The sequence below is a fragment of the Streptomyces sp. NPDC093071 genome (assembly GCF_044754545.1).
Taxonomy (GTDB): domain Bacteria; phylum Actinomycetota; class Actinomycetes; order Streptomycetales; family Streptomycetaceae; genus Streptomyces.
In genome coordinates this window covers 22,079-44,878 of sequence record NZ_JBIVPH010000012.1, presented here as the reverse complement: position 1 = coordinate 44,878, position 22,800 = coordinate 22,079, and the positions used below count along the sequence as shown (strand labels likewise).

Genomic DNA, 22,800 nt, shown 5'->3' with positions numbered 1-22,800 from the left:
TCCGATCGGATGCCCCGGCCGCCGACCGGCCGACCGCACATGCTTGCATACATAGTCCGGCGACTCTTCGCGGTCGTCGTGATGCTGCTCGTCGTCACGCTCGTGACGCTCAGCATCTTCTTCCTCATTCCCAAGCTGACCGGCAGTGATCCTGCCGCGATGTTCGTCGGCAAGCAGGCGGACCCGGCCTCCATCGAGGGCATCCGGCAGAAGCTGGGCCTGGACGAGCCGATCCTGGTGCAGTTCTGGCACTTCGTCTCCGGCATCTTCGTCGGCCGGGACTACACGGGCGGCGGCGACAGCATCCACTGCGCGGCCCCGTGCTTCGGCTACTCCTTCAAGACCGAGCAGGACGTCTGGACCATGCTGGTCGACCGGATCCCGGTCACCCTCTCCATGGTCATCGGTGCGGCCGTGCTCTGGCTGCTCATGGGCGTCACCGCCGGCGTCGTCTCCGCGCTGAAGCGCGGCACCGCGGTCGACCGCATCGCGATGGTCACCGCGCTCGCCGGTGTCTCGCTCCCCATCTACTTCACCGCCATGCTGGCGATGTTCCTCTTCCGCACCCAGCTCGGCTGGCTGGACGCCAAGTACGTCCCGATCTCCGAGTCCCCGGGCGCGTGGTTCGCGGGCCTCCTCCTGCCCTGGGTCACCCTCGCCTTCCTCTACGCGGCGATGTACGCGCGCCTCACCCGCGCCACCATGCTGGAGGTTCTCGGCGAGGACTACATCCGCACCGCCCGCGCCAAGGGCCTGCCGGAGCCGGTCGTGCTCGGCAAGCACGCGATGCGCTCCACCATGACCCCCATCCTGACCATCTTCGGCATGGACCTCGGCGCCCTCGTCGGCGGCGCGGTCCTGACCGAGACCGCGTTCAACCTGTCGGGGCTCGGAAACGCCGCCTTCAAGGCGGTCGGCGACCGCGACCTGCCGGTGATCCTCGCGGTCACCCTCATCACAGCCGCCTCCGTGGTCATCGCCAACCTCGTGGTGGACCTTCTGTACGCGGTGATCGACCCCCGAGTGAGGCTCGCATGACGGACCAGCTGTCGAAGACCGGAGCGGCGGTGGAGGAGCCCGTCGCCCCGGGCGGTTCCGGCGCCTTCCTCGACGTACGCGACCTGAAGATCCACTTCCCGACCGACGACGGTCTGGTCAAGTCGGTCGACGGCCTCTCCTTCCAGCTGGAGAAGGGCAAGACCCTCGGCATCGTCGGCGAGTCCGGCTCCGGCAAGTCGGTGACCTCGCTCGGCATCATGGGCCTGCACACGGTCGGCCAGTACGGCCGGCAGAAGGCCCGCATCTCCGGCGAGATCTGGCTGAACGGGCGCGAGCTGCTCTCGGCCGACCCGGACGAGGTCCGCCGGATGCGCGGCCGCGAGATGGCCATGATCTTCCAGGACCCGCTGTCCGCGATGCACCCGTACTACACGGTGGGCGCCCAGATCGTGGAGGCGTACCGCGTCCACCACGACGTCGACAAGAAGACGGCGCGCAAGCGGGCCACCGAACTCCTGGACCGGGTCGGCATTCCCGAGCCCGCCAAGCGGTTCGACAACTACCCGCACGAGTTCTCCGGCGGTATGCGCCAGCGCGCGATGATCGCCATGGCGCTCGTCAACAACCCCGAGCTGCTCATCGCGGACGAGCCGACCACGGCCCTCGACGTGACCGTGCAGGCGCAGATCCTCGACCTGATGCGCGACCTCCAGAAGGAGTTCGGCTCGGCGGTCGTCATCATCACCCACGACCTCGGCGTCGTCGCGGAGCTGGCCGACGACATCCTCGTCATGTACGGCGGGCGCTGCGTCGAGCGCGGCCCGGCCGAGCAGGTCTTCTACGAGCCGCAGCACCCCTACACCTGGGGCCTGCTCGGCTCGATGCCGCGGATCGACCGGGAGCAGACCGAACGGCTCATCCCGGTCAAGGGCAACCCGCCCAGCCTCATCAACATCCCGAGCGGCTGCGCCTTCAACCCGCGCTGCCCGTACGCGGACGTCCCCAAGGGCGGCATCACGCGCACCCAGCGGCCCGAGCTGGAGCTCGTCGGAGAGCGCCACTACTCCGCCTGCCACATGCCGCAGGAGGAGCGCACCCGCATCTGGACCGAAGAGATTGCGCCGAAGCTGTGAGCGAGACCATGGAACCCCTGCTCAAGGTCACCGGCCTGCAGAAGCACTTCCCCATCCGGAAGGGCCTGCTGCAGCGCCAGAGCGGTGCGGTCAAGGCGGTCGACGGCCTCGACTTCGAGGTCTACCCCGGTGAGACCCTCGGCATCGTCGGCGAGTCCGGCTGCGGCAAGTCCACGATGGGCCGGCTCATCACCCGCCTGCTCGAACCGACCGGCGGCACGGTCGAGTTCCAGGGCAAGGACATCTCCCACCTCGGGGTGTCCGGGATGCGGCCGTTCCGCCGGGACATCCAGATGATCTTCCAGGACCCGTACGGGTCGCTGAACCCGCGCCACACGGTCGGCACGATCGTCTCGGCGCCCTTCCGGCTCCAGGGCGTCGAGCCCGAGGGCGGCGTGAAGAAGGAGGTGCAGCGCCTCCTCGGCCTGGTGGGCCTCAACCCGGAGCACTACAACCGCTACCCGCACGAGTTCTCCGGCGGCCAGCGCCAGCGCATCGGCATCGCCCGCGCGCTCGCGCTCAAGCCGAAGCTGGTCGTGGCGGACGAGCCGGTCTCGGCCCTGGACGTCTCCATCCAGGCGCAGGTGGTCAACCTCCTGGACGACCTCCAGGACGAGCTGGGCCTCACCTACGTGTTCATCGCGCACGACCTCTCGGTCGTCCGGCACGTCTCGGACCGCATCGCCGTGATGTACCTCGGCAAGATCGTCGAGCTCGCGGACCGCAAGTCCCTGTACGAGGCCCCGATGCACCCGTACACCCGGGCCCTGATGTCGGCGGTCCCGGTCCCGGACCCGCGCCGCCGGGGCGTCAAGAGCGAACGCATCCTGCTCAACGGGGACGTCCCCTCGCCGATCGCCCCGCCGCCGGGCTGCCGCTTCCACACCCGCTGCTGGAAGGCCACGGAGGTCTGCAAGACCCAGGAGCCCCCGCTCCTGGAGCTCCGTCCGGGCCAGCGCGTGGCCTGCCACCACCCGGAGAACGCGGAGGGCGTGACGGTGCCGGGGGCGCGGGAGTCGGTGGAGATCACCGCGCCGGAGCCCGCCGCCGGTCCTGCCGCCGACTCCGGGGCCGGTCCCGAGGTCGGTCCCGCCGAGGGTTCCACCGCCGCTCCCGAGGCCGGTACCGCTTCCGCGACCGGGGACGCCGCGTCGAAGGAGTGAGTCCCGGGAGGCCCCGTCGTCCTCGTGGCGACGGGGCCTCCCGCGCGTCGCGGCCGGGCGGGGCGGGGACGGGCGGTGCGCGGGCCCGCTAGCCGGGCCTCCGCACGGAGAACTCGTTGCCGTCGGGGTCGAGCATCCGGACGTACCCGTCGTCGCCCTCGCCGGTGCCGGTGCCGGTGCCGGTGTTCGCGCGCCGCGCGCCGAGCGCGACCAGCCGGTCGACCTCGGCCTCCGCGTCGGCGCCGGCGGGGAGCGCCAGCTCGAAGGACAGCCGGTTCGCGCCCGTCTGCGGCGCCACCGGGGGACCGCCCCAGGTGATCTTCGTACCGCCGTCCGGCGACTGGATCGCGGTCTCCTCGTCCTGGTCCCAGACCAGCGGCCACCCCAGCGCCTCGCTCCAGAAGTGACCGACCCGCTGCGTGCCGTCGCAGGCCAGCGCCCCGATGACACCGGTGTCGGCGAGGAACGCGTTGTCCGGCTCGATGACGCAGAACTCGTTGCCGTCCGGGTCGGCGAGCACCACGTGCCCCTCCTCGGGGAGCTGCCCCACGTCGAGGTGGCTCCCGCCGAGCTCCAGCGCCCTGGCCACCGTCCGCCGCTGGTCCTCCGGGGAGGCGCTCGTCAGGTCGAAGTGCGCCCGGTTCCGAGCAGACTTCGGCTCCGCGCCCGGCAGGAAGCGGAGGCGGAACCCGGCGTCCCCGGGAGGCAGCAGCGCGACGCCGTCGTCCGGCTCCCCGGCGCGCTCCCAGCCCAGGACCCCTGACCAGAACCGCGCCAGCTCCGCCGGGCGGGTCGCGCGGAAGCGGATCGCGAACAGTCGACCGGTCATGTTCCGTGGGTCTCCTCGTCGTCGACGGCCCGTACGGGGGCGGTTCCGCCCTCCGGGCGAGCGCAGCCTAGGGGCGGCCGCGCGCCGCCCGCATCCGGGTTTCCGCCGCGGGGCCGCCGGGGCCGCCGGTGCGGGCGCGATCGGCTGCGAGCGGTCGGCGGCGAGCGGCCGCCGGCAAGGGTCCGGCGGCAAGCGTCCGGGGCCGGGAACTACCGGCACAATTGGCCGGTGCTCCACGAACTGTTCACCCCCTCCGTCCAACACGCGCTCGATCTCGTCGGCATCTTCGTGTTCGCCATCTCCGGCGCCCTCCTCGCCGTCCGCAAGAACTTCGACGTCTTCGGCATCGCCGTCCTCGCCGAGGTCACCGCCCTCGGCGGCGGCCTCTTCCGCGACCTGATCATCGGCGCCGTGCCCCCCGCCGCCTTCACCGACCTCGGCTACTTCCTCACGCCCCTGGTCGCGACGGTCCTCGTCTTCTTCCTGCACCCCCAGGTGGAGCGCACCCAGACCGCCGTCAACGTGTTCGACGCCGCCGGGCTCGGCCTCTTCTGCGTGACGGGGACGACGAAGGCGTACGACTACGGCCTCGGCCTCACCGCCTCGGCCGCCCTCGGCCTCGCCACCGCCGTCGGCGGCGGCGTCCTGCGCGACGTGCTCGCCAACGAGGTGCCCTCGCTGCTGCGCTGGGACCGGGACCTCTACGCCGTCCCGGCGATCGTGGGCGCGACGACGGTCGTGCTCTGCATCCGCTTCGACGCCCTCAACGCCTTCACCAGCGGCGCCGCCGTCCTCACCGCCTTCGTGCTCCGCCTCCTCGCGATGCGCTACCACTGGCGCGCGCCCCGCGCCTGGAACCGCCGCTCCTCCACCCGTGAGGACCCGGAAAAAGCTACCGCTCAGTAGTAACCTGCGGTACCGTCGGACCCATGAGCACGAGCACCGAGACGAACGCCGCCGCGCCGTCCGTCGCGACGAACGAGTTCGACCGCGACACCGCCGTCAGCCTCCGGGAGCCCGGCGTCTACGACGCCGACCTCTCCGCCGGCTGGACGATCATCCACGCCGTCAACGGCGGCTACCTCCTCGCCCTGCTCGGCCGCGCCCTCGGCCACCACCTCCCGCACCCCGACCCGTTCACGATCTCGGCGCACTACCTCACGCCGTCCGTGCCCGGCCCCGCGGTGATCCGGACCGAGACCGTCCGCACCGGCCGGACCCTCTCCACCGGCCAGGCCTCGCTCTTCCAGTACGCCGAGGACGGCACCGAGGTCGAGCGCATCCGCGTCCTCGCCTCGTACGGCGACCTCGACGCCCTCCCCGACGACGTCCGCACCAGCGCGACGCCCCCGGCGATGGCCCCGATCGAGAACTGCTTCGGCGCCTCCGATGGCCCCACCCCGCAGATCCCCGGCTCCTCCGCCATCACCGAGCGGCTCGACATCCGCCTCGACCCGGCCTGCGTCGGCTGGGCGATCGGCGCCCCCTCGGGCAAGGGCGAGATGCGCGCCTGGTTCGGCCTCGCCGACGGACGCGCGCCCGACGCCCTCTCCCTGCTCCTCACCGTCGACGCCCTGCCGCCGACCTCCTTCGAGCTGGGCCTCAAGGGCTGGACCCCGACCGTCGAGCTCACCACCCACGTCCGCTGCCGCCCGGCCCCCGGCCCGCTGCGGGTCTCCATCACCACCCGCAACCTGGCCGGCGGCTTCCTGGAGGAGGACGCCGAGGTCTGGGACAGCGCCGACCGCCTGGTCGCCCAGTCCCGCCAGCTGGCCCGCGCCCCGCGCGGCTGAGACCACCGCCGCCCCCGCCCTTGCCGCACAGGGGCGGGGGCGGCGGCGCGAACCGGCCAGACGCGGGGAGCGTCACGGCGGGCGCGCGGGCCGGGCGCGGGGAGCATCGCGGCGGGCTCGTAGAATCGACCCACCATGGCTTACCTCGACCACGCCGCGACCACGCCCATGCTGCCCGAGGCGATCGAGGCGATGACCGCCCACCTCGCCGTCACGGGCAACGCCTCCTCCCTCCACGCCGCCGGACGGCGGGCCCGGCGGACCGTCGAGGAGGGGCGCGAGACCCTCGCCGCCGCCCTCGGCGCCCGGCCGAGCGAGGTCGTCCTCACCTCCGGCGGCACCGAGGCCGACAACCTCGCCGTCAAGGGCCTCTACTGGTCACGGCGCGACGCCGACCCCCGCCGCGTCCGCGTCCTGGCCAGCCCGGTCGAGCACCACGCCGTCCTCGACGCCGTCGACTGGCTCGCCGTCCACGAGGGCGCGCGGGTCGAGTACCTGCCCGTCGACCACCACGGCCGGGTGCACCCCGAGACCCTGCGCGAGGCGATCGCCCGCGACCCCGGGACCGTCGCCCTGGCCACCGTCATGTGGGCCAACAACGAGATCGGCACCCTCATGCCGATCCGCGAACTCGCCGACGTGGCAGCCGAGTTCGGCGTCCCCCTGCACGCCGACGCCGTCCAGGCCGTGGGTCAGGTTCCGGTCGACTTCGCCGCCTCCGGACTCGCCGCCATGACCGTCTCCGGGCACAAGATCGGCGGCCCCTACGGCATCGGCGCCCTGCTCCTGGGACGCGAGCACACCCCCGTGCCCGTCCTGCACGGCGGCGGCCAGGAGCGGCACGTCCGCTCCGGCACCCTCGACGTCCCGGCCGTCGCCGCCTTCGCCGTCGCCGCCCGGCTCGCCGCCGAGCGGCGCGAGGAGTTCGCCCGCGAGGTCGGCGCCCTGCGCGACGACCTCGTCACCGCCGTCCGCACGGCCGTCCCCGACGCGGTCCTCGGCGGCGACCCCGTCGACCGGCTCCCCGCCAACGCCCACTTCAGCTTCCCCGGCTGCGAGGGCGACTCGCTGCTCCTGCTGCTCGACGCCGCCGGCATCGCCTGCTCCACCGGCTCCGCCTGCACCGCCGGCATCGCCCAGCCCAGCCACGTGCTGCTCGCCACCGGCACCGACCCCGACCTGGCCCGGGGCACCCTGCGCTTCTCCCTCGGCCACACCTCCACCGAGGAGGACGTGGCGGCGGTGGCCGGGGCGATCGGCCCGGCCGTCGAGCGGGCCCGCACGGCCGGCCTCTCCTGAGACCCGGGGCCTTCCGGAGGGGGCCGCTCCGCCCGGGCCCCGGCCCCCTCACGCGGGCTTCTTCGACGCCTCCCGCACGAGCCGCATGTACCGGTCCCAGTCCCAGTGCGGACCGGGATCGGTGTGGTCGGTGCCCTCGACCTCGACGTGCCCGATGATGTGCTCCCGGTCCACGGGTATCCCGTGCCGGGCGCAGATGTCCGCCGTGAGCCGCGCCGACCCCGCGTACATCGCCGCCGTGAAGTCCTGCGGCCGGTCCACGAAGCCCTCGTGCTCGATGCCGATGCTCCGCTCGTTCATGTCCCGGTTCCCGGCGTGGAAGGCCACGTCGAGCTCCCGGATCATCTGCGCCACGTGCCCGTCCTTGCGGACCACGTAGTGCGTGGCGGCCCCGTGCCCCGGGTTCTTGAAGACCTTCAGGGCGGTCGCGTAGCTGCCCTGCACGACGTGGATCACGACCCGGTCGACCGCGTAGTCGTCCGGCCGGTCCGCCCGCCGCCAGTTCGCCCGGGCCGCCGACGTCCACTCGGCGCGCGCGTGGTCCAGCTCCCCCTCGACCCGCTTCTTCTCCATCCCCGGCAGCCGCCACCAGGCGCGCGCCAGCTCTTCCCGGGCGAGCACGGCCGTGCCCACCACGGCGGCCCCGCCGCCGAGCAGGACGGCCCGCCGTCCCACCGCCCTGTTCCCCTTGCTCCCCATGTCATCGAGAACGCTTACTACCGCGACCGTGGTTCCCGGCGCCCCGTACCCTGGTAGGGCTATGACTCAGACCCCGCCCTCGCGCCCCCTTCGCGTCCTTGCCGCCATGTCGGGCGGAGTGGACTCCGCCGTCGCCGCCGCCCGCGCCGCCGAGGCGGGCCACGACGTCACCGGCGTCCACCTCGCCCTCTCCGCGAACCCGCAGTCGTTCCGCACCGGAGCGCGCGGCTGCTGCACGATCGAGGACTCCCGCGACGCGCGCCGGGCCGCCGACGTCATCGGCATCCCCTTCTACGTGTGGGACCTGGCCGAGCGGTTCCGCGAGGACGTCGTGGACGACTTCGTCGCGGAGTACGAGGCCGGCCGCACCCCCAACCCCTGCCTGCGCTGCAACGAGAAGATCAAGTTCGCGGCGCTCCTCGACAAGGCGCTCGCCCTCGGCTTCGACGCGGTCTGCACCGGCCACTACGCCACCGTCGTCCTGGGCGAGGACGGCACCCGCGAGCTGCACCGCGCCTCGGACATGGCCAAGGACCAGTCGTACGTCCTCGGCGTCCTGGACGAGAAGCAGCTCGCGCACGCGATGTTCCCGCTGGGCGACACCCTCACCACCAAGGACGAGATCCGGGCGGAGGCCGAGCGGCGCGGGCTCGCGGTCGCGAAGAAGCCCGACAGCCACGACATCTGCTTCATCGCCGACGGAGACACCCAGGGCTTCCTCGCCTCCCGCCTCGGCAGGGCGGAGGGCGACATCGTCGACGAGGCGGGCACGAAGGTCGGCACCCACGAGGGCGCGTACGGCTTCACCATCGGCCAGCGCAAGGGCCTGCGGATCGGCCACCCGGCGGCGGACGGCAAGCCCCGCTACGTCCTCGACATCTCGCCCGTGAACAACACGGTCACCGTCGGCCCCGTCGAGGCCCTCGACGTCACCGCCCTCACCGCGATCAAGCCCCGCTGGTGCGGCACCGCCCCCGAGGGCTCCGGCCGCTACACCGCCCAGCTCCGCGCCCACGGCGGCGAGACGCCGGTGAGCGCGTCGCTGGAGGACGGCGAGCTGAAGGTCGTCTTCGACGAGCCCGTCCGGGGCGTCGCCCCCGGCCAGGCGATCGTCCTGTACGACGGCACGCGCGTGGTGGGCTCGGCGACGATCGCCACGACGGTACGGCGGACGACGGAGCCGGCCGGGGCCTGAGGGCCCCGCGGGAGGGGGCGGGGTGCCCGTCGGGCGCGCCTCAGAACGGCCCCCCGTCCCTCCGGCCCTCCGGAAGGACCCCCTCCAGGAGGAGCTCCTCCGCGAGGAAGCCCGCCAGGACCGGCGCCAGGACGTGCGGGGCGACCTCGTGGGTCTGGCCCGTCAGGGTGCGGTGCCGGGCCCGGGGGAGGGCCGCCGCCAGCTCGCGGGCCGCGCGCCGGGTCTCCGCCGGGCTGGAGCCCCCGTCGACCACGAGCACGCGCGCGGAGACCCGGTCGAGGGCCGCGCCGGAGTACGGCGGCTCGTAGACCGACACCGGGCCCACCGGCAGTCCGGCCGCCGCGGCGGCGAGGGCGAGCGTGCCGCCCGTGCCCGTGCCGTGCACGGCCGCCCCCGGACCGGCCGCCGCCAGGACGGCCGCCAGGTCCTCGACCTCCCGCCCGGCGTCCCCGTGCTCCCGGCGGCCGTACGCCACGACCGGGAGGCGCCGGGCGAGCAGCCCGGCGAGCACCCGCCCGTCCGCCCCCGGGGCCCCGCCCACCAGGACGAGCGGCGGCCCGCCCCCGTCCCCGTACCGCTCGTACGCGACCGTCGTCCCGTCCCGTGACGTGACGCGTCCCCCGAACCTGCTCACCTCGTCCATGGCAGGGCAGACCGGGGCCGTCGCCGGAACTCATCGCCCCGGCCCCGACTTTTCCGGGACCCGTACGGTGGGATCCATGAACATCTGCGTCTTCCTCTCCGCCGCCCACCTCGACGAGCGGTACACGGGCCCGGCCCGCGAGTTCGCCACCCTGCTCGGGAAGGCCGGCCACACGCTCGTCTGGGGCGGCTCCGACACCGGCCTGATGAAGGTCGTCGCGGACGGCGTCCAGGAGGCGGGCGGGCGGCTCGTCGGCGTCTCCGTCGACTTCCTCGCCCACAAGGCCCGCCCCGGCGCCGACGAGATGGTCGTCACCGAGGACCTCGCCCGGCGCAAGGCGCTCCTCCTCGCCAAGTCCGACGCGATCGTCGTCATGGTCGGCGGCACCGGCACCCTGGACGAGGCCACCGAGATCCTGGAGCTGAAGAAGCACGGCAAGCACCGCAAGCCGGTGGTCCTGCTCAACACGGCGGGCTTCTACGACGGCCTGAAGGAGCAGTTCCGGCGCATGGAGGAGGAGGGTTTCCTCCCGATCCCCCTCGCCGACCTCGTCTTCTTCGCGGACGACGGCGCGGCGGCCCTCGCGCACCTGGAGGCGGAGATCGCCGCCTCCTCCGTCCCCCGCTGATGCGAGCATGGGGGCCATGGCTACTCATGTGATCACCGGAGCCGGCTCCGGCATCGGCGCGGCCGTCGCGCGCCGCCTCCACGCGCGCGGGGACGACCTCGTGCTCCACGCGCGCGACGCGGGCCGGGCCAAGGAGCTCGCCGCCGCGTTCCCCGGCGCCCGCACCCTCGTCGGGGACCTCGCCGACCCGGACCGGCTGTCCTGGGCGTTCTCGCACCAGAACCTCCCCGAGCGGGTCGACGGCCTGCTGCACGTCGCGGGCGTGGTCGACCTCGGACCGGTCGGCGAGCTCACCCCCAAGACCTGGCACCACCAGCTGAACGTGAACCTGGTCGCCCCGGCCGAGCTCACCCGCCACTTCCTGCCCCAACTGCGCGTCTCCCAGGGCCACGTCGTCTTCGTGAACTCGGGCGCCGGACTCAACGCCCACGCCGAGTGGAGCGCGTACGCCGCCTCCAAGCACGGCCTGAAGGCCCTCGCGGACTCCCTGCGCCACGAGGAGCACGCGCACGGCGTCCGGGTCACCTCGGTCTACCCGGGCCGCACCGCCAGCCCCATGCAGGTCAAGGTGCACCAGCAGGAGGGCAAGGAGTACGACCCGGCGAAGTGGATCGACCCCGAGTCGGTCGCGACGGCGATCCTCACCGCGCTCGACCTGCCGCGCGACGCCGAGATCAACGACCTCACCGTCCGCCCGGGACGCTGACGCCGGAGCCGGAGCCGGAGCCGGAGCCGGAGCCGGAGCCGGAGCCGGGGGCGGGGCGGCCCGGGACACGGTCACCGGCGCCGCCCGGCGCGCCCCCGGCACGTACGCTTCCCGGGTGAGCGACACGACCGAGAAGCACGACTTCCCCTGGGGCCCCGCCACCGGCGTCGGGTCCCTGCCCGGCGGCGACGCCCGCGAGGCCGCCAAGACCGTCACCGGCTCCTTCGAGGACTTCCCGTTCCTCGCGGAGCTGCCCGCGCGCGGGCCCGGCGCCGACATGATCGGCCGGACGATCGGGATGCTCGTCGACCTGTACGCGCACGTGGAGCCGAGCGGCTGGCGGATCAGCGACCGGCCCGGCCGCGACACCCGGCGGGCCCGCTCCTGGCTCGGCGAGGACCTCGACGCCCTGGAGGAGTTCACCCAGGGGTACGAGGGCGCCCTCAAGGTGCAGGCGGTGGGCCCCTGGACGCTCGCCGCGGCCCTGGAGCTGCGCGGCGGCGAGGCCGCCCTCGGCGACGCGGGCGCCTGCCGGGACCTGGTGGGCTCGCTCGCCGAAGGACTCCACCAGCACCTGGCGGAGGTGCGCAAGCGCGTGCCCGGGGCCCGGGTGGTCCTCCAGCTCGACGAACCCTCGCTCACCGCCGTACTGAGCGGACGGGTCCGCACCGCCAGCGGCTACCGCACGTACCGGGCCGTGGACCGGCAGGTCGTGGAGGGCGCCCTGCGGGACGTGGCCGCGGTCCACGACGGGCCGCTGGTCGTCCACTCCTGCGCCCCCGGCGTCCCCTTCGCGCTGCTGCGGCGGGCCGGCGCGACCGGGATCTCGTTCGACTTCGGGCTGCTCACCGAGCGTGAGGAGGAGGCGATCGGGGAGGCCGTGGAGGGCGGCACGAAGCTCTTCGCCGGTGTGGTGCCGTCCACCGACGGCCCGTTGTCGGACCCGGGCGGTAGCGTCATGGGTGTCAGGACGCTGTGGCGCAGGCTGGGGCTGAATCCGGGGACCCTCGCGGAGTCCGTGGTGATCACCCCCACGTGCGGGCTCGCGGGCGCGTCGCCCGCCCACGCCCGCGCGGCCCTCGCCCACTGCGTCCGGGCTGCGAAGTCGCTCGCGGACAACCCGGAGTGACCGGGGACCGAGGCACGGGAGGACGGACGAAGGTGGCAGTCGACGAGGGGGCCCTGCCCGCCGAGGCACGGGAGAAGCACGCGGACCTGGCCGAGCGGATCGAGGAGCACCGCTTCCGGTACTACGTGAAGGACCAGCCGGTCATCAGCGACGGCGAGTTCGACAGGCTGCTGCGCTCCCTGGAGGCGCTGGAGGAGGAGTATCCGGAGCTGCGGACCCCCGACTCGCCGACCCAGAAGGTCGCCGGCCAGTACGAGACCGAGTTCACCGCCGTCGAGCACCGGGAGCGGATGCTCTCCCTGGACAACGCCTTCGACGACGAGGAACTGGCCGCCTGGGCCGAGCGGGTCGCCCGGGACGTCGGCACGCCCGACCACCACTTCCTGTGCGAGCTGAAGGTCGACGGCCTGGCCGTGAACCTGACGTACGAGCACGGACGCCTCACCCGGGCCGCGACCCGCGGCGACGGGCGCACCGGCGAGGACATCACGCCCAACGTGCGCACGATCGCGGACGTCCCCGAGCGGCTGAGCGGCGACCGCATCCCGGACTTCGTGGAGATCCGCGGCGAGGTCTACTTCCCGATGGAGGCCTTCCTCGGGCTCAACGCCCGCCTGGTCGAGGCCGGCGAGAAGCCCTTCGCCAACCCGCGCAACGCGGCCGCCGGTTCGCTCCGCCAGAAGGACCCCAAGGTCACCGCCTCCCGCCCGCTCCACATGGTGGTGCACGGCATCGGCGCCCGCGAGGGCTTCGCCGTCGCCCGGCTCTCGGAGGCGTACGGACTGCTCCACGAGTGGGGCCTGCCCACCGCCCGGCACAACGAGGTGGTGAAGACCCTCGCCGAGGTGCGGGAGTTCATCGCGCGCTTCGGGGAGAACCGGCACTCCGTCGAGCACGAGATCGACGGCGTCGTCGTCAAGCTGGACGAGATCCCGCTCCAGGGTCGGCTGGGCTCCACGGCCCGCGCGCCCCGCTGGGCCATCGCCTGGAAGTACGCGCCGGAGGAGGTCAACACCAAGCTGGTCGACATCAAGGTCGGCGTCGGCCGCACCGGGCGCGTCACCCCGTACGCGCAGGTGGAGCCGGTGACCGTGGCCGGTTCCGAGGTGGAGTTCGCCACCCTCCACAACCAGGAGGTGGTCAAGGCCAAGGGCGTCCTGATCGGCGACACGGTCGTGCTGCGCAAGGCCGGCGACGTCATCCCGGAGATCCTCGGGCCGGTCGCGGACCTGCGGGACGGCAGCGAGCGGGAGTTCGTGATGCCGTCCGAGTGCCCCGAGTGCGGGACGCCGCTGAAGCCGATGAAGGAGGGCGACATCGACCTCCGCTGTCCGAACGCCCGGACCTGCCCGGCCCAGCTGCGCGAGCGCGTCGAGTTCCTCGCCGGCCGCGAGTGCCTGGACATCGAGAAGTTCGGCGCCGTGGCCGCCGCCGCCCTGACCCAGCCCTTGGAGCCGGCCGAGCCGCCGCTCCGGGACGAGGGCGACCTCTTCGACCTCACCATCGAGCAGCTCCTGCCGATCAGGGCGTACGTCCTCGACCCGGACAGCGGGCTGCCCAAGCGGGACCCGAAGACCGGCGAGGAGAAGATCGCGACCGTCTTCGCCAACCAGAAGGGCGAGCCGAAGAAGAACGCGCTCGCCATGCTGGAGAACATCGCGGCGGCGAAGACCCGCCCGCTGGCCCGCTTCATCAACGGGCTCTCGATCCGGCACGTGGGACCGGTCGCGGCGGCGGCCCTGGCCCGCGAGTTCCGCTCCCTGGAGCGGATCGAGCAGGCGAGCGAGGAGGAGCTGGCGGCCGTCGACGGGGTCGGCGGGATCATCGCGGCGGCGGTGAAGCAGTGGTTCGCCGAGGAGTGGCACCGCGAGATCGTGCGCAAGTGGCGGGCCGCCGGAGTCGCCCTGGAGGACGAGGGCGCCGGCGAGGACGAGGGGCCGCGCCCCCTGGAGGGCCTCACGGTCGTGGTGACCGGCACCCTGGAGGAGTTCACCAGGGATGGCGCAAAAGAGTCGCTCCAGCGGCTCGGAGCGAAGGTGACCGGTTCCGTTTCGAAGAAGACCTCCTTTGTCGTCGTGGGTGAAAACCCTGGTTCGAAGTACGACAAGGCGATGCAGCTGAAAGTTCCGGTTCTGGACGAGGGGGGCTTCTCGATCCTGCTCGAACAGGGACCCGACGCCGCCCGGGAGGCCGCGGTCCCCATCCCCGAAGACCCCCAATAGCCCCTTTCCGCCCCGGAAGACATCACCCGTTCGGCGCATACCAGATGGTGAGGGGTGACCAGGCCTCATTCGGGCAAGACAGGGAGAGCGCTGCCCCTCGGAGCCCTCGGCGGCCTAGTGTGGTGACCGTGCGTCCCGTCCTGCACGACCGCGCGAGGGCTCTGCCGGTCGTGGCGTCAGGACAACGGCCCCCTGGCCCGAGGAACGGCCGCCCGCCGGCGGCCCCGCACCGGGCGACGGCGGCCGGACGACGGACGGCCGCCTGCCCGCGGCCCATCGCACACCGACGGCACCGCCGCCTGTGAGAGGGACGGAAATGGAACCGACCGAGAGCGCCGCCCCGGTCCCCCGGCCGCACGGCCGCGCGGCCCCCGGGAGCTCCGCCTCCCGGCTGCCCGCAGCCGTGGTGGGCATCGCCGCCGTCGTGCTCGCCACCGGGCTCCAGCAAGCCCTGACCACCGGGCACGGACTCTTCCCCGGCGGGGTCACCGGCTGGTCCCTCGCCCTCCTCGCCGGCCTCATCGTCGGCCACCTGGTCGCCCTCGGCCGCGACCGCTGGTGGGGCGGCACCGGCTCCGGCGCCGCCCTCACCCTCGCCGTCCTCCTGCTCTACGGCTGGGTGCCCGCCGGACTCGTCTCGCTGACCGTCGTCACCCTCGTCGGCGCCGCCCGCCACCACCGCTGGCGACAGGGCCTGCTGCACGGCGCCGCCGACGTCCTCGGCGTCGGCGCCGCCGCCCTCGTCCTCGCCCTCTTCGGCGACGTGCCGACCGTCGAACAGCCCTGGCAGCCCCTCGACTGGACGATCGGCGACCTTCCGGAGATCGCGCTCGCCGCCACCACCTACCTCGTGGTCACCCGGCTCCTCCTGTGGTACACGCTCGCCCCCCAGGGCCGCGGCCTGCCCACCGCCGCCCGCACCGCCCTCCTCCGGCAGGGCCTCGTCGCCGTCGCCCTCCTCGGCATCGCCCCGCTCATCTGCGCCGTCGCCGCCAGCCGCCCCGTCCTCCTGCCGCTCTTCGCCGTCCCCCTCATCGCCCTCGACTCCACCCTCTGGATCGCCCGCGCCCGCGCCGAGGAACAGCTGCGCGACCCGCTCACCGGGCTCCCCAACCGCCAGTGGCTCTTGGAGCGGGCCTGGACCGCCCTGGAGGACGCCGAGGGCGAGGGGGCCCGCGCCGCCCTCGTCCTCATCGACCTCGACCGCTTCCGCTCGGTCAACGACACCCTCGGCCACCTCGCCGGCGACCGGCTGCTCCTCCAGATCGCCGACCGGCTCCGCCTCGCCCTGCCCCGCGGCGCCGAGGCCGCCCGGCTCGGCGGCGACGAGTTCGCCGTCCTGCTGCCCACCGCCGACTCCACCACCAGCGCCCAGCGCGTCGCCCGCCACCTCGTCGCCGAGCTGTCCTCCCCGCTCGACCTCGACGGCCTCACCCTCGTCCTGGAGGCCAGCGCCGGCGTCGCCGTCTTCCCCGACCACGCCCTTGACGCCGAGGGCCTGCTGCGCCGCGCCGACGTCGCCATGTACCAGGCCAAGCGGGACCGCACCGGCGTCGAGGTCTACGAGTCCAAGCGCGACTCCAACACCCCCGACCGGCTCGGCCTCCTCGGCGACCTGCGCCGCGCCCTCGACGCCCACGAGGTCGAACTCCACTACCAGCCCAAGGTCCGCTTCGACGGCCAGGTCGCCGGCCTGGAGGCGCTCGTCCGCTGGGTCCACCCCGAGCGCGGAAAGGTTCCCCCGGACGAGTTCATCGCCATCGCCGAGTCCTCCGGCCTGATGCCCCACCTCACCGAGTACGTCCTGGAGACCGCCCTCGCCCAGGTCGCCCGCTGGCGCGCCCAGGGCCTCGACGTCCCGGTCGCCGTCAACGTCTCGCCGCGCGACGTCCACACCCCCGGCTTCGCGGGCGCCGTCGCCGCCCGGCTCGCCCGCCACGGCGTCCCGGCCGGCTCCCTCCAGCTGGAGATAACGGAACACGTGCTCCTGGAGGACCCCCAGCGGGCCGCCGACACGCTCAACGGACTCACCGGCCACGGGGTCAAGATGTCCCTCGACGACTTCGGCACCGGCTACTCCTCCCTCGTCCACCTGCGCCGGCTGCCGGTCAGCGAACTGAAGATCGACCGCTCCTTCGTCGCCCGGCTCGCCGTCGACACCGAGGACGCCGAGATCGTCCGCTGCACCGTCGACCTCGCCCACTCCCTCGGCCTCCTCGTCGTCGCCGAGGGCGTCGAGGACGACGAGACCTGGGAGCGGCTGCGCGACCTGGGCTGCGACGCCGTCCAGGGCTGGCTGGTCGCCGCCGCCATGCCGCCCGACGAGGCGACCGCCTGGCTCCTGGCCCGCGGCGAGCACGGCTGGCGCCGCCCCGCCGACCTCGCCCCTCCGGCCGACCTGGACCACCCCTCGGGCCAGGTCGCCCCCCGGGCCTGACCCGGCCGGGGAAGTACGGTGTCCGTGCGGGGGTGGTCCGGGCGAGGAACCCGATCACTTCGCCGGGCGACCGTGCTCCCCGCGCACGCGGGGGCAAATCCGGTCGCGTGAGTGACGGCGGGCCGCACACCATAGGATTGCGGCACATCACAAGACTCACCCAGAGGATCTCTGAATGCCTGGCATTACGCGCGAGGAGGTCGCCCACCTCGCCCGGCTGGCGCGTCTGGAGCTGTCCGGCGAAGAGCTCAGTCACTTCGCCGACCAGCTCGACGACGTCATCGGCGCGGTCGCCCGCGTCTCCGAGGTCGCCGACCAAGACGTACCGCCGACCTCCCACCCGCTGCCGCTGACCAACGTCATGCGCGCGGACGAGGTCCGTCCGTCGCTCACCCCCGAGCAGGCGCTCTCCGGCGCCCCGGCCCAGGAGCAGCAGCGTTTCAAGGTGCCGCAGATCCTGGGGGAGGACTAACACGCCATGACGGACAACACCATCATCAAGCTCACCGCGGCCGAGATCGCCGGGAAGATCGCCGCCGGCGAGCTGACCGCAGTCGAGGTCACCGAGGCCCACCTCGCCCGCATCGAGGCCGTCGACGAGAAGGTCCACGCCTTCCTGCACGTCGACCGCGACGGCGCCCTCGCCCAGGCCCGCGCCGTGGACGAGAAGCGCGCCCGGGGCGAGAAGCTCGGCCCGCTCGCCGGCGTGCCGCTCGCGCTCAAGGACATCTTCACCACCGTCGGCATCCCGACCACCGTGGGCTCGAAGATGCTGGAGGGCTGGATCCCGCCGTACGACGCGACCCTGGTCAAGAACCTGAAGGCCGCCGACGTCGTCATCCTCGGCAAGACCAACATGGACGAGTTCGCGATGGGCTCCTCCACCGAGAACAGCGCCTACGGCCCGACCGGCAACCCCTGGGACCTCACCCGGATCCCCGGCGGCTCCGGCGGCGGCTCGTCGGCCGCCCTCGCCGCGTACGAGGCCCCCCTCGCCATCGGCACGGACACCGGCGGCTCCATCCGCCAGCCCGCCGCCGTCACCGGCACCGTCGGCGTCAAGCCGACCTACGGCGCGGTCTCCCGCTACGGCATGGTGGCCTTCTCCTCCTCCCTCGACCAGGGCGGCCCCTGCGCCCGCACGGTCCTGGACGCGGCCCTGCTGCACGAGGCGATCGCCGGGCACGACCCGCTCGACTCCACCTCCATCGACGCCCCGGTCCCGCCGGTCGTCGAGGCCGCCCGCAGCGGCTCGGTCGCCGGGATGCGCGTCGGCGTCGTCAAGCAGTTCCGCGGCGAGGGCTACCAGGCCGGCGTCGTGCAGCGCTTCGACGAGTCCGTCGAGCTGCTGAAGTCGCTGGGCGCCGAGATCGTCGAGCTGGACTGCCCCAGCTTCGACCTGGCCCTCTCGGCGTACTACCTGATCGCGCCGTCCGAGTGCTCCTCGAACCTGGCCCGCTTCGACGCCATGCGCTACGGCCTGCGCGTCGGCGACGACGGCACCCGCTCCGCTGAGGACGTCACCGCCCTCACCCGCGAGGCCGGCTTCGGCGACGAGGTCAAGCGCCGGATCATCCTCGGCACGTACGCGCTCAGCTCCGGCTACTACGACGCGTACTACGGCTCGGCCCAGAAGGTCCGCACGCTCATCACCCGCGAGTTCGAGAAGGCCTTCGAGGAGGTGGACGTGATCGTCTCCCCGACGACCCCCACCACCGCCTTCCCGATCGGCGAGCGCGCCGACGACCCGATGGCCATGTACCTCGCGGACCTGTGCACCATCCCGACCAACCTGGCCGGCAACGCCGCCATGTCGCTGCCCTGCGGCCTCGCGCCCGAGGACGGCCTGCCGGTCGGTCTGCAGATCATCGCCCCCGCCCTGAAGGACGACCGGCTCTACAGGGTCGGAGCCGCCGTCGAGGCCGCCTTCGTGGAAAAGTGGGGACACCCGCTGCTCGAGGAGGCTCCGTCGCTGTGAGTGCCATGGCAAAGAAGGCCAAGAACTTCAAGAAGTCGAAGACCGGTCTGTACGTCTCGCTGGCCACCACCGCCTTCGGCGCGGTCAGCGTCGCCAAGCAGGCCAAGCTGGCCCGCAACGACAACGACGTCCTGCGGCTGATCGACGCCGCGGTGTCCGCCGCCGCGATCGCGACCGGCCTGGCGATCCTCTACCGGGAGCTGAAGCGCCTGGGCGACGACGACGTCCTGCTGGGCTGAGAGGGAAAGTCTCACCGTGACTGTCACTGAACTGCTGTCGTACGAAGCGGCGCTCGCCGCGTACGACCCCGTCATGGGCCTGGAGGTCCATGTCGAGCTCGGCACCCGCACCAAGATGTTCTGCGGGTGCTCCACCGAGCTGGGCGCGGACGCCAACTCGCAGACCTGTCCGACCTGCCTCGGCCTGCCCGGCTCGCTCCCGGTCGTCAACGCGATCGGCGTCGAGTCCGCCATCAAGATCGGCCTCGCGCTGCACTGCGAGATCGCCGAGTGGTGCCGCTTCGCCCGGAAGAACTACTTCTATCCGGACATGCCGAAGAACTTCCAGACCTCCCAGTACGACGAGCCGATCGCCTTCAACGGCTACCTGGACGTCCAGCTGGAGGACGGCGAGGTCTTCCGCGTGGAGATCGAGCGCGCCCACATGGAGGAGGACACCGGCAAGTCCACCCATATCGGCGGCGCGACCGGCCGCATCCACGGCGCCTCGCACTCGCTGCTCGACTACAACCGGGCCGGCATCCCGCTCATCGAGATCGTCACCAAGCCGATCGAGGGCGCGGGCGACCGGGCTCCCGAGGTCGCCAAGGCGTACGTCGCCGAGCTGCGCGAGCTGATCCGCGCCCTGGGCGTCTCCGAGGCGCGCATGGACAAGGGCCAGATGCGCTGCGACGTGAACCTGTCGCTGCGCCCGCACGGCACCGAGAAGTTCGGCACCCGCTCGGAGACGAAGAACGTCAACTCGCTCCGTTCGGTGGAGCGCGCGGCGCGCTTCGAGATCCAGCGGCACGCGGCCGTCCTGTCCTCCGGCGGGACGATCGTGCAGGAGACCCGTCACTTCCACGAGGACGACGGCACCACCACCTCCGGCCGCATCAAGGACAACGCCGAGGACTACCGCTACTTCCCCGAGCCGGACCTGGTGCCGGTGGCCCCCTCCCGCGCGTGGGTCGAGGAGCTGCGGAAGGGTCTGCCCGAGCTGCCGCGTGTGCGCCGCAACCGGCTGCGCGAGGAGTGGGGCGTCTCCGAGCTGGAGATGCAGTCCATCCTCAACGCGGGCGCGGTCGACCCGATCGTCGCCACGATCGAGGCGGGCGCGGACGCGGCCTCGGCCCGCAAGTGGTGGCTGGGCGAGCTCGCCCGCAACGCCAACGAGCAGGGCGTCTCCCTGGAGGAGCTGCCGATCTCCCCGGCGGACGTGGCCCGGGTCTCGGCCCTGGTCGCGGCCGGTGACCTCAACGACAAGCTGGCCCGTCAGGTCATCGAGGGCGTCCTCGCCGGCGAGGGCGCCCCGGACGAGGTCGTCGAGAAGCGCGGTCTGAAGGTCGTCTCCGACGACGGCGCGCTCGGCACGGCGGTCGACGAGGCCATCGCGGGCAACGCGGCGATCGCGGACAAGATCCGCGGCGGCAAGGTCGCGGCGGTCGGCGCGCTGGTGGGCGCGGTCATGAAGGCCACGCGCGGCCAGGCGGACGCGGCGAAGGTCAAGGACCTGATCCTGGAGAAGCTGGGCGTCTCCGAGGGCTGAGCCCCGTCCCGTACGGCAAAGAGGGCGGCCCCGCACCGGAACTCCGGTGCGGGGCCGCTTCTCGTGGGGCCCGGCTATCGCTTGAGGAGCGGGGCGGCGATGACCACGTACGCCTTCTGCGAGAAGGTGCAGGTGTCCTCGACCCGGATCCGCAGCCGCAGCGCGCCCTTGACCGGGAAGCTCGCCGCGACGGGCTTGCCGAGCTTCACGGCTTCGGAGAAGAGGGCGGGCTGGTCGTCCACGGAGATGGTGATGCGGGCCTGCTCGGTCGGGGAGTCGTCGGCGATGCCGGCGGTGAACTGCAGGGTCTCCCACTTCCGGCTCAGGTTGAACTCGATGGTCGACTCGGACGAGCAGCCGGTCACGAAGGCCGAGCCGTAGTCCCGGGCGTTGAGCGTCGCGGACTCCACGGTGAACCTGTCGAGGCCGTCGATGGGGGAGAAGCCGGTCAGGTCCACCTCGTCGCTGCCGTCCACGGCGCCCGGGTCGCCGTTCGTCGGGCTTCCCGAGGGGTCCGGTTCGGTGGAGGCCGGGTCGGTCGGGTCCGCCGAGGCGGGCTCCGCGGTGGGCTCCTCGGACGTGACGTCGGGGGTGGGTTCCGTCGTCTCCGGGGCCGTGGTCGTGGCCGTGGTGGTCACGGCGGCCGGACCGGCCTTGTCGCTCCCGCCGTCGTCCTTCTTGTCGCCGAGGAGCTGGATCCCGGCCACCGCGAGGACGGCCACCAGGACGACACCGGCGACGGCGCCGATCAGCGGTCCCCTGCGGCGGCGGCGCGGTGCGGGGGCGGGGGTGGGGGTGGGGGCGGTTGCGGGGGCCGCCTGGGCCGGGAGAGGCGTCGGCGGGCCGAAGCCGGGGGCGCCGAAGCCGGGGCCGTTGACGCCGGGTCCGTTGACTCCCGGTCCGTTGGCTCCGTACGCGGCGACGGTGGGCGGCTCGGCGGACGGCTGGGGTACGGCGTGCTGCGGGGCGACGGCGGGCGCCGGGGTGACGACGGGCGGGGCGACCACCGGCCGGGGGGTGACGACGGGCTGCGGAGGCGCGGCGGGCGGCCGGTCCTCCGGCGCGGCGGCGGCCGGCGGCGGGGTCGCGGGCTGCGGGGGCGCGGCGGGCCGGGCGGTCGGGACCGGCGGTGCGGCCGGAGCGGGCGGGACCGCGTCCGCGACCGTCGCCGGGCGCGAGGTCGTCGTGGTGGACACCACCCCGTGCCGTACGTCCTTCACCCAGGACGACAGGGAGATCGGGCGCCGCGCGGGGTCGGCCGCCGCGATGTCGAGGACCCGGTCCCGCTGCTCCTCCGGCAGCCCGGCGATCTGCGGCAGCGCGCGGAACGCGCCGACCAGCTGCTCGGGCGCGGTCGGCGGGGACTGGCCGCTGAGCAGGAAGTAGGCGATGGCGCCGAAGGCGTAGCGGTCGGTGGCCGGGGTGCGCTTGCCCTCGAAGACCTCGGGGGCCGCGTAGCCGGGGGTGAACCACACCTCGGCGGTCTGGTGGTCGGCGGTCAGCTTGCTGAGGCCGAAGTCGACGAGGGTCGCCTGCCCGTACTCGTCCACCATGACGTTGCCGGGCGAGAGGTCGCCGTGGACGACCGTGCGCCCGGACGGGGTGGCCTTTCCGGAGTGCAGCCAGTCGAGGACGTCCGCGAGCTGCTCCAGGGTCCGCATCACCTCGCGCCGCTCGGCGGGGGAGGCGAGGGTGCGCTCGGCCCGCCAGTCGCGCAGGTCGAGGCCGTCGACGTGGTTCATGACGAGCACCAGGGCCCGGCCGGTGATCGTCCCGGACTCGCCGGGGCGGTGGATCGGCGGGCCCTGGAAGTGCTCCCGCACGCCGACGACGCCGGGGCGGTGCACGAAGCGGAGCAGCTCGGCCTGCTCGTTCCACTTCTGGCTGATCCGCTCGAAGATCTCGGGCGTGATCGTCGTCTTCGAGTCGAGGACCTTGACGACGACCGGCTCCGTGCCGCCGGCGAGTTCGATCTCCGCGAGATAGAGCACGGCCTCGCCGCCGCGCCCGATGGACCGGAGGAGCCGGTACCGGTCGGGAGCGGAGTCGGGGCCGATGTGGTGTGCCGTCTTGCTCAAGTTTCCCCCAGGGCACGGTGATTGGCAGGCGCTCAGCTTGCCGTCCGGCCGCCTCCGTGGTCAACCGGAGAGGCCCCGCCCGAGAGGGGCGCTTCCCGCACC

The 22,800-nt window shown here is 73.3% G+C and carries 20 protein-coding genes; 16 read left to right on the top strand and 4 right to left on the bottom strand.

Going from position 1 to position 22,800, the window contains the following annotated elements; translation table 11 throughout:
- The first annotated feature begins 39 nt into the window (after positions 1–39).
- Genes ACIQD7_RS30555 through ACIQD7_RS30545 form a run of 3 tightly spaced genes read left to right on the top strand, consistent with a single transcriptional unit; the run spans position 40 to position 3,295 of the window.
- Positions 40–1,038, top strand: coding sequence for an ABC transporter permease (locus ACIQD7_RS30555; protein WP_121828754.1), 999 nt, complete (start codon positions 40–42; stop codon positions 1,036–1,038).
- The gene (locus ACIQD7_RS30550) at positions 1,035–2,132 is read left to right on the top strand and encodes an ABC transporter ATP-binding protein (protein ID WP_402445862.1); all 1,098 of its coding nucleotides are present in this window, start codon (positions 1,035–1,037) and stop codon (positions 2,130–2,132) included. Before ACIQD7_RS30555 ends, ACIQD7_RS30550 begins: the two co-directional genes overlap by 4 nt.
- 8 nt (positions 2,133–2,140) lie before the next feature.
- Entirely contained in the window at positions 2,141–3,295 is a 1,155-nt protein-coding gene (locus ACIQD7_RS30545) for an ABC transporter ATP-binding protein (RefSeq protein ID WP_402446041.1), read from the top strand.
- A gap of 88 nt (positions 3,296–3,383) precedes the next feature.
- Here the strand turns inward: ACIQD7_RS30545 and ACIQD7_RS30540 are convergent, their stop codons facing one another.
- Positions 3,384–4,124, bottom strand: a complete 741-nt coding sequence (locus tag ACIQD7_RS30540) for a VOC family protein (protein ID WP_402445860.1) — start codon at positions 4,122–4,124, stop codon at positions 3,384–3,386.
- A 228-nt stretch (positions 4,125–4,352) separates the two neighbouring features.
- Between ACIQD7_RS30540 and ACIQD7_RS30535 the strand changes: the two genes are divergently transcribed.
- From ACIQD7_RS30535 to ACIQD7_RS30525, 3 genes are all read left to right on the top strand, one after another.
- Complete coding sequence (locus ACIQD7_RS30535) at positions 4,353–5,030, top strand: trimeric intracellular cation channel family protein (RefSeq protein WP_121828704.1); 678 nt, start codon at positions 4,353–4,355, stop codon at positions 5,028–5,030.
- A 23-nt stretch (positions 5,031–5,053) separates the two neighbouring features.
- Complete coding sequence (locus ACIQD7_RS30530; RefSeq protein WP_402445858.1) at positions 5,054–5,917, top strand: thioesterase family protein; 864 nt, start codon at positions 5,054–5,056, stop codon at positions 5,915–5,917.
- A 135-nt stretch (positions 5,918–6,052) separates the two neighbouring features.
- Positions 6,053–7,216, top strand: a complete 1,164-nt coding sequence (locus ACIQD7_RS30525; protein WP_121828702.1) for a cysteine desulfurase family protein — start codon at positions 6,053–6,055, stop codon at positions 7,214–7,216.
- A 48-nt stretch (positions 7,217–7,264) separates the two neighbouring features.
- Here the strand turns inward: ACIQD7_RS30525 and ACIQD7_RS30520 are convergent, their stop codons facing one another.
- On the bottom strand, positions 7,265–7,915 hold the full coding sequence (locus ACIQD7_RS30520) for an N-acetylmuramoyl-L-alanine amidase (RefSeq protein ID WP_391164703.1): 651 nt from the start codon (positions 7,913–7,915) through the stop codon (positions 7,265–7,267).
- A gap of 61 nt (positions 7,916–7,976) precedes the next feature.
- Between ACIQD7_RS30520 and mnmA the strand changes: the two genes are divergently transcribed.
- Positions 7,977–9,110: a tRNA 2-thiouridine(34) synthase MnmA gene (gene mnmA / locus ACIQD7_RS30515; protein ID WP_402445854.1), complete on the top strand. Its 1,134-nt coding sequence runs from the start codon at positions 7,977–7,979 to the stop codon at positions 9,108–9,110.
- A 40-nt stretch (positions 9,111–9,150) separates the two neighbouring features.
- On the opposite strand, the gene ACIQD7_RS30510 is transcribed toward mnmA, so the two are convergent.
- Positions 9,151–9,753 (bottom strand): hypothetical protein, encoded by a 603-nt coding sequence (locus ACIQD7_RS30510; protein WP_402445852.1) that lies wholly within the window; start codon positions 9,751–9,753, stop codon positions 9,151–9,153.
- 76 nt (positions 9,754–9,829) lie between these two features.
- Here ACIQD7_RS30510 and ACIQD7_RS30505 point away from each other — a divergent pair, with 76 nt between their 5' ends.
- From ACIQD7_RS30505 to gatB, 9 genes are all read left to right on the top strand, one after another.
- A complete protein-coding gene (locus ACIQD7_RS30505) occupies positions 9,830–10,381 on the top strand; it encodes a TIGR00730 family Rossman fold protein (RefSeq protein WP_402445850.1) in 552 nt (183 codons plus the stop codon).
- A 7-nt stretch (positions 10,382–10,388) separates the two neighbouring features.
- Entirely contained in the window at positions 10,389–11,087 is a 699-nt protein-coding gene (locus ACIQD7_RS30500; RefSeq protein ID WP_383413103.1) for an SDR family oxidoreductase, read from the top strand.
- A 115-nt stretch (positions 11,088–11,202) separates the two neighbouring features.
- A complete protein-coding gene (locus tag ACIQD7_RS30495) occupies positions 11,203–12,216 on the top strand; it encodes a methionine synthase (protein WP_402445847.1) in 1,014 nt (337 codons plus the stop codon).
- Positions 12,217–12,248: 32 nt separating this feature from the next.
- The gene (gene ligA / locus ACIQD7_RS30490) at positions 12,249–14,438 is read left to right on the top strand and encodes an NAD-dependent DNA ligase LigA (protein WP_402445845.1); all 2,190 of its coding nucleotides are present in this window, start codon (positions 12,249–12,251) and stop codon (positions 14,436–14,438) included.
- Between the two features lie 316 nt (positions 14,439–14,754).
- Entirely contained in the window at positions 14,755–16,875 is a 2,121-nt protein-coding gene (locus tag ACIQD7_RS30485; protein ID WP_402445842.1) for a putative bifunctional diguanylate cyclase/phosphodiesterase, read from the top strand.
- Positions 16,876–17,050: 175 nt separating this feature from the next.
- Entirely contained in the window at positions 17,051–17,347 is a 297-nt protein-coding gene (gene gatC / locus ACIQD7_RS30480; protein WP_121833228.1) for an Asp-tRNA(Asn)/Glu-tRNA(Gln) amidotransferase subunit GatC, read from the top strand.
- A 6-nt stretch (positions 17,348–17,353) separates the two neighbouring features.
- A complete protein-coding gene (gatA, locus tag ACIQD7_RS30475) occupies positions 17,354–18,853 on the top strand; it encodes an Asp-tRNA(Asn)/Glu-tRNA(Gln) amidotransferase subunit GatA (protein WP_121833227.1) in 1,500 nt (499 codons plus the stop codon).
- A 5-nt stretch (positions 18,854–18,858) separates the two neighbouring features.
- On the top strand, positions 18,859–19,092 hold the full coding sequence (locus ACIQD7_RS30470; protein WP_030218534.1) for a hypothetical protein: 234 nt from the start codon (positions 18,859–18,861) through the stop codon (positions 19,090–19,092).
- A gap of 16 nt (positions 19,093–19,108) precedes the next feature.
- The gene (gene gatB, locus ACIQD7_RS30465) at positions 19,109–20,620 is read left to right on the top strand and encodes an Asp-tRNA(Asn)/Glu-tRNA(Gln) amidotransferase subunit GatB (RefSeq protein ID WP_402445838.1); all 1,512 of its coding nucleotides are present in this window, start codon (positions 19,109–19,111) and stop codon (positions 20,618–20,620) included.
- A 74-nt stretch (positions 20,621–20,694) separates the two neighbouring features.
- Here gatB and ACIQD7_RS30460 read toward each other — a convergent pair whose 3' ends face one another.
- Positions 20,695–22,698: a serine/threonine protein kinase gene (locus ACIQD7_RS30460; RefSeq protein ID WP_402445835.1), complete on the bottom strand. Its 2,004-nt coding sequence runs from the start codon at positions 22,696–22,698 to the stop codon at positions 20,695–20,697.
- Positions 22,699–22,800: the final 102 nt, after the last annotated feature.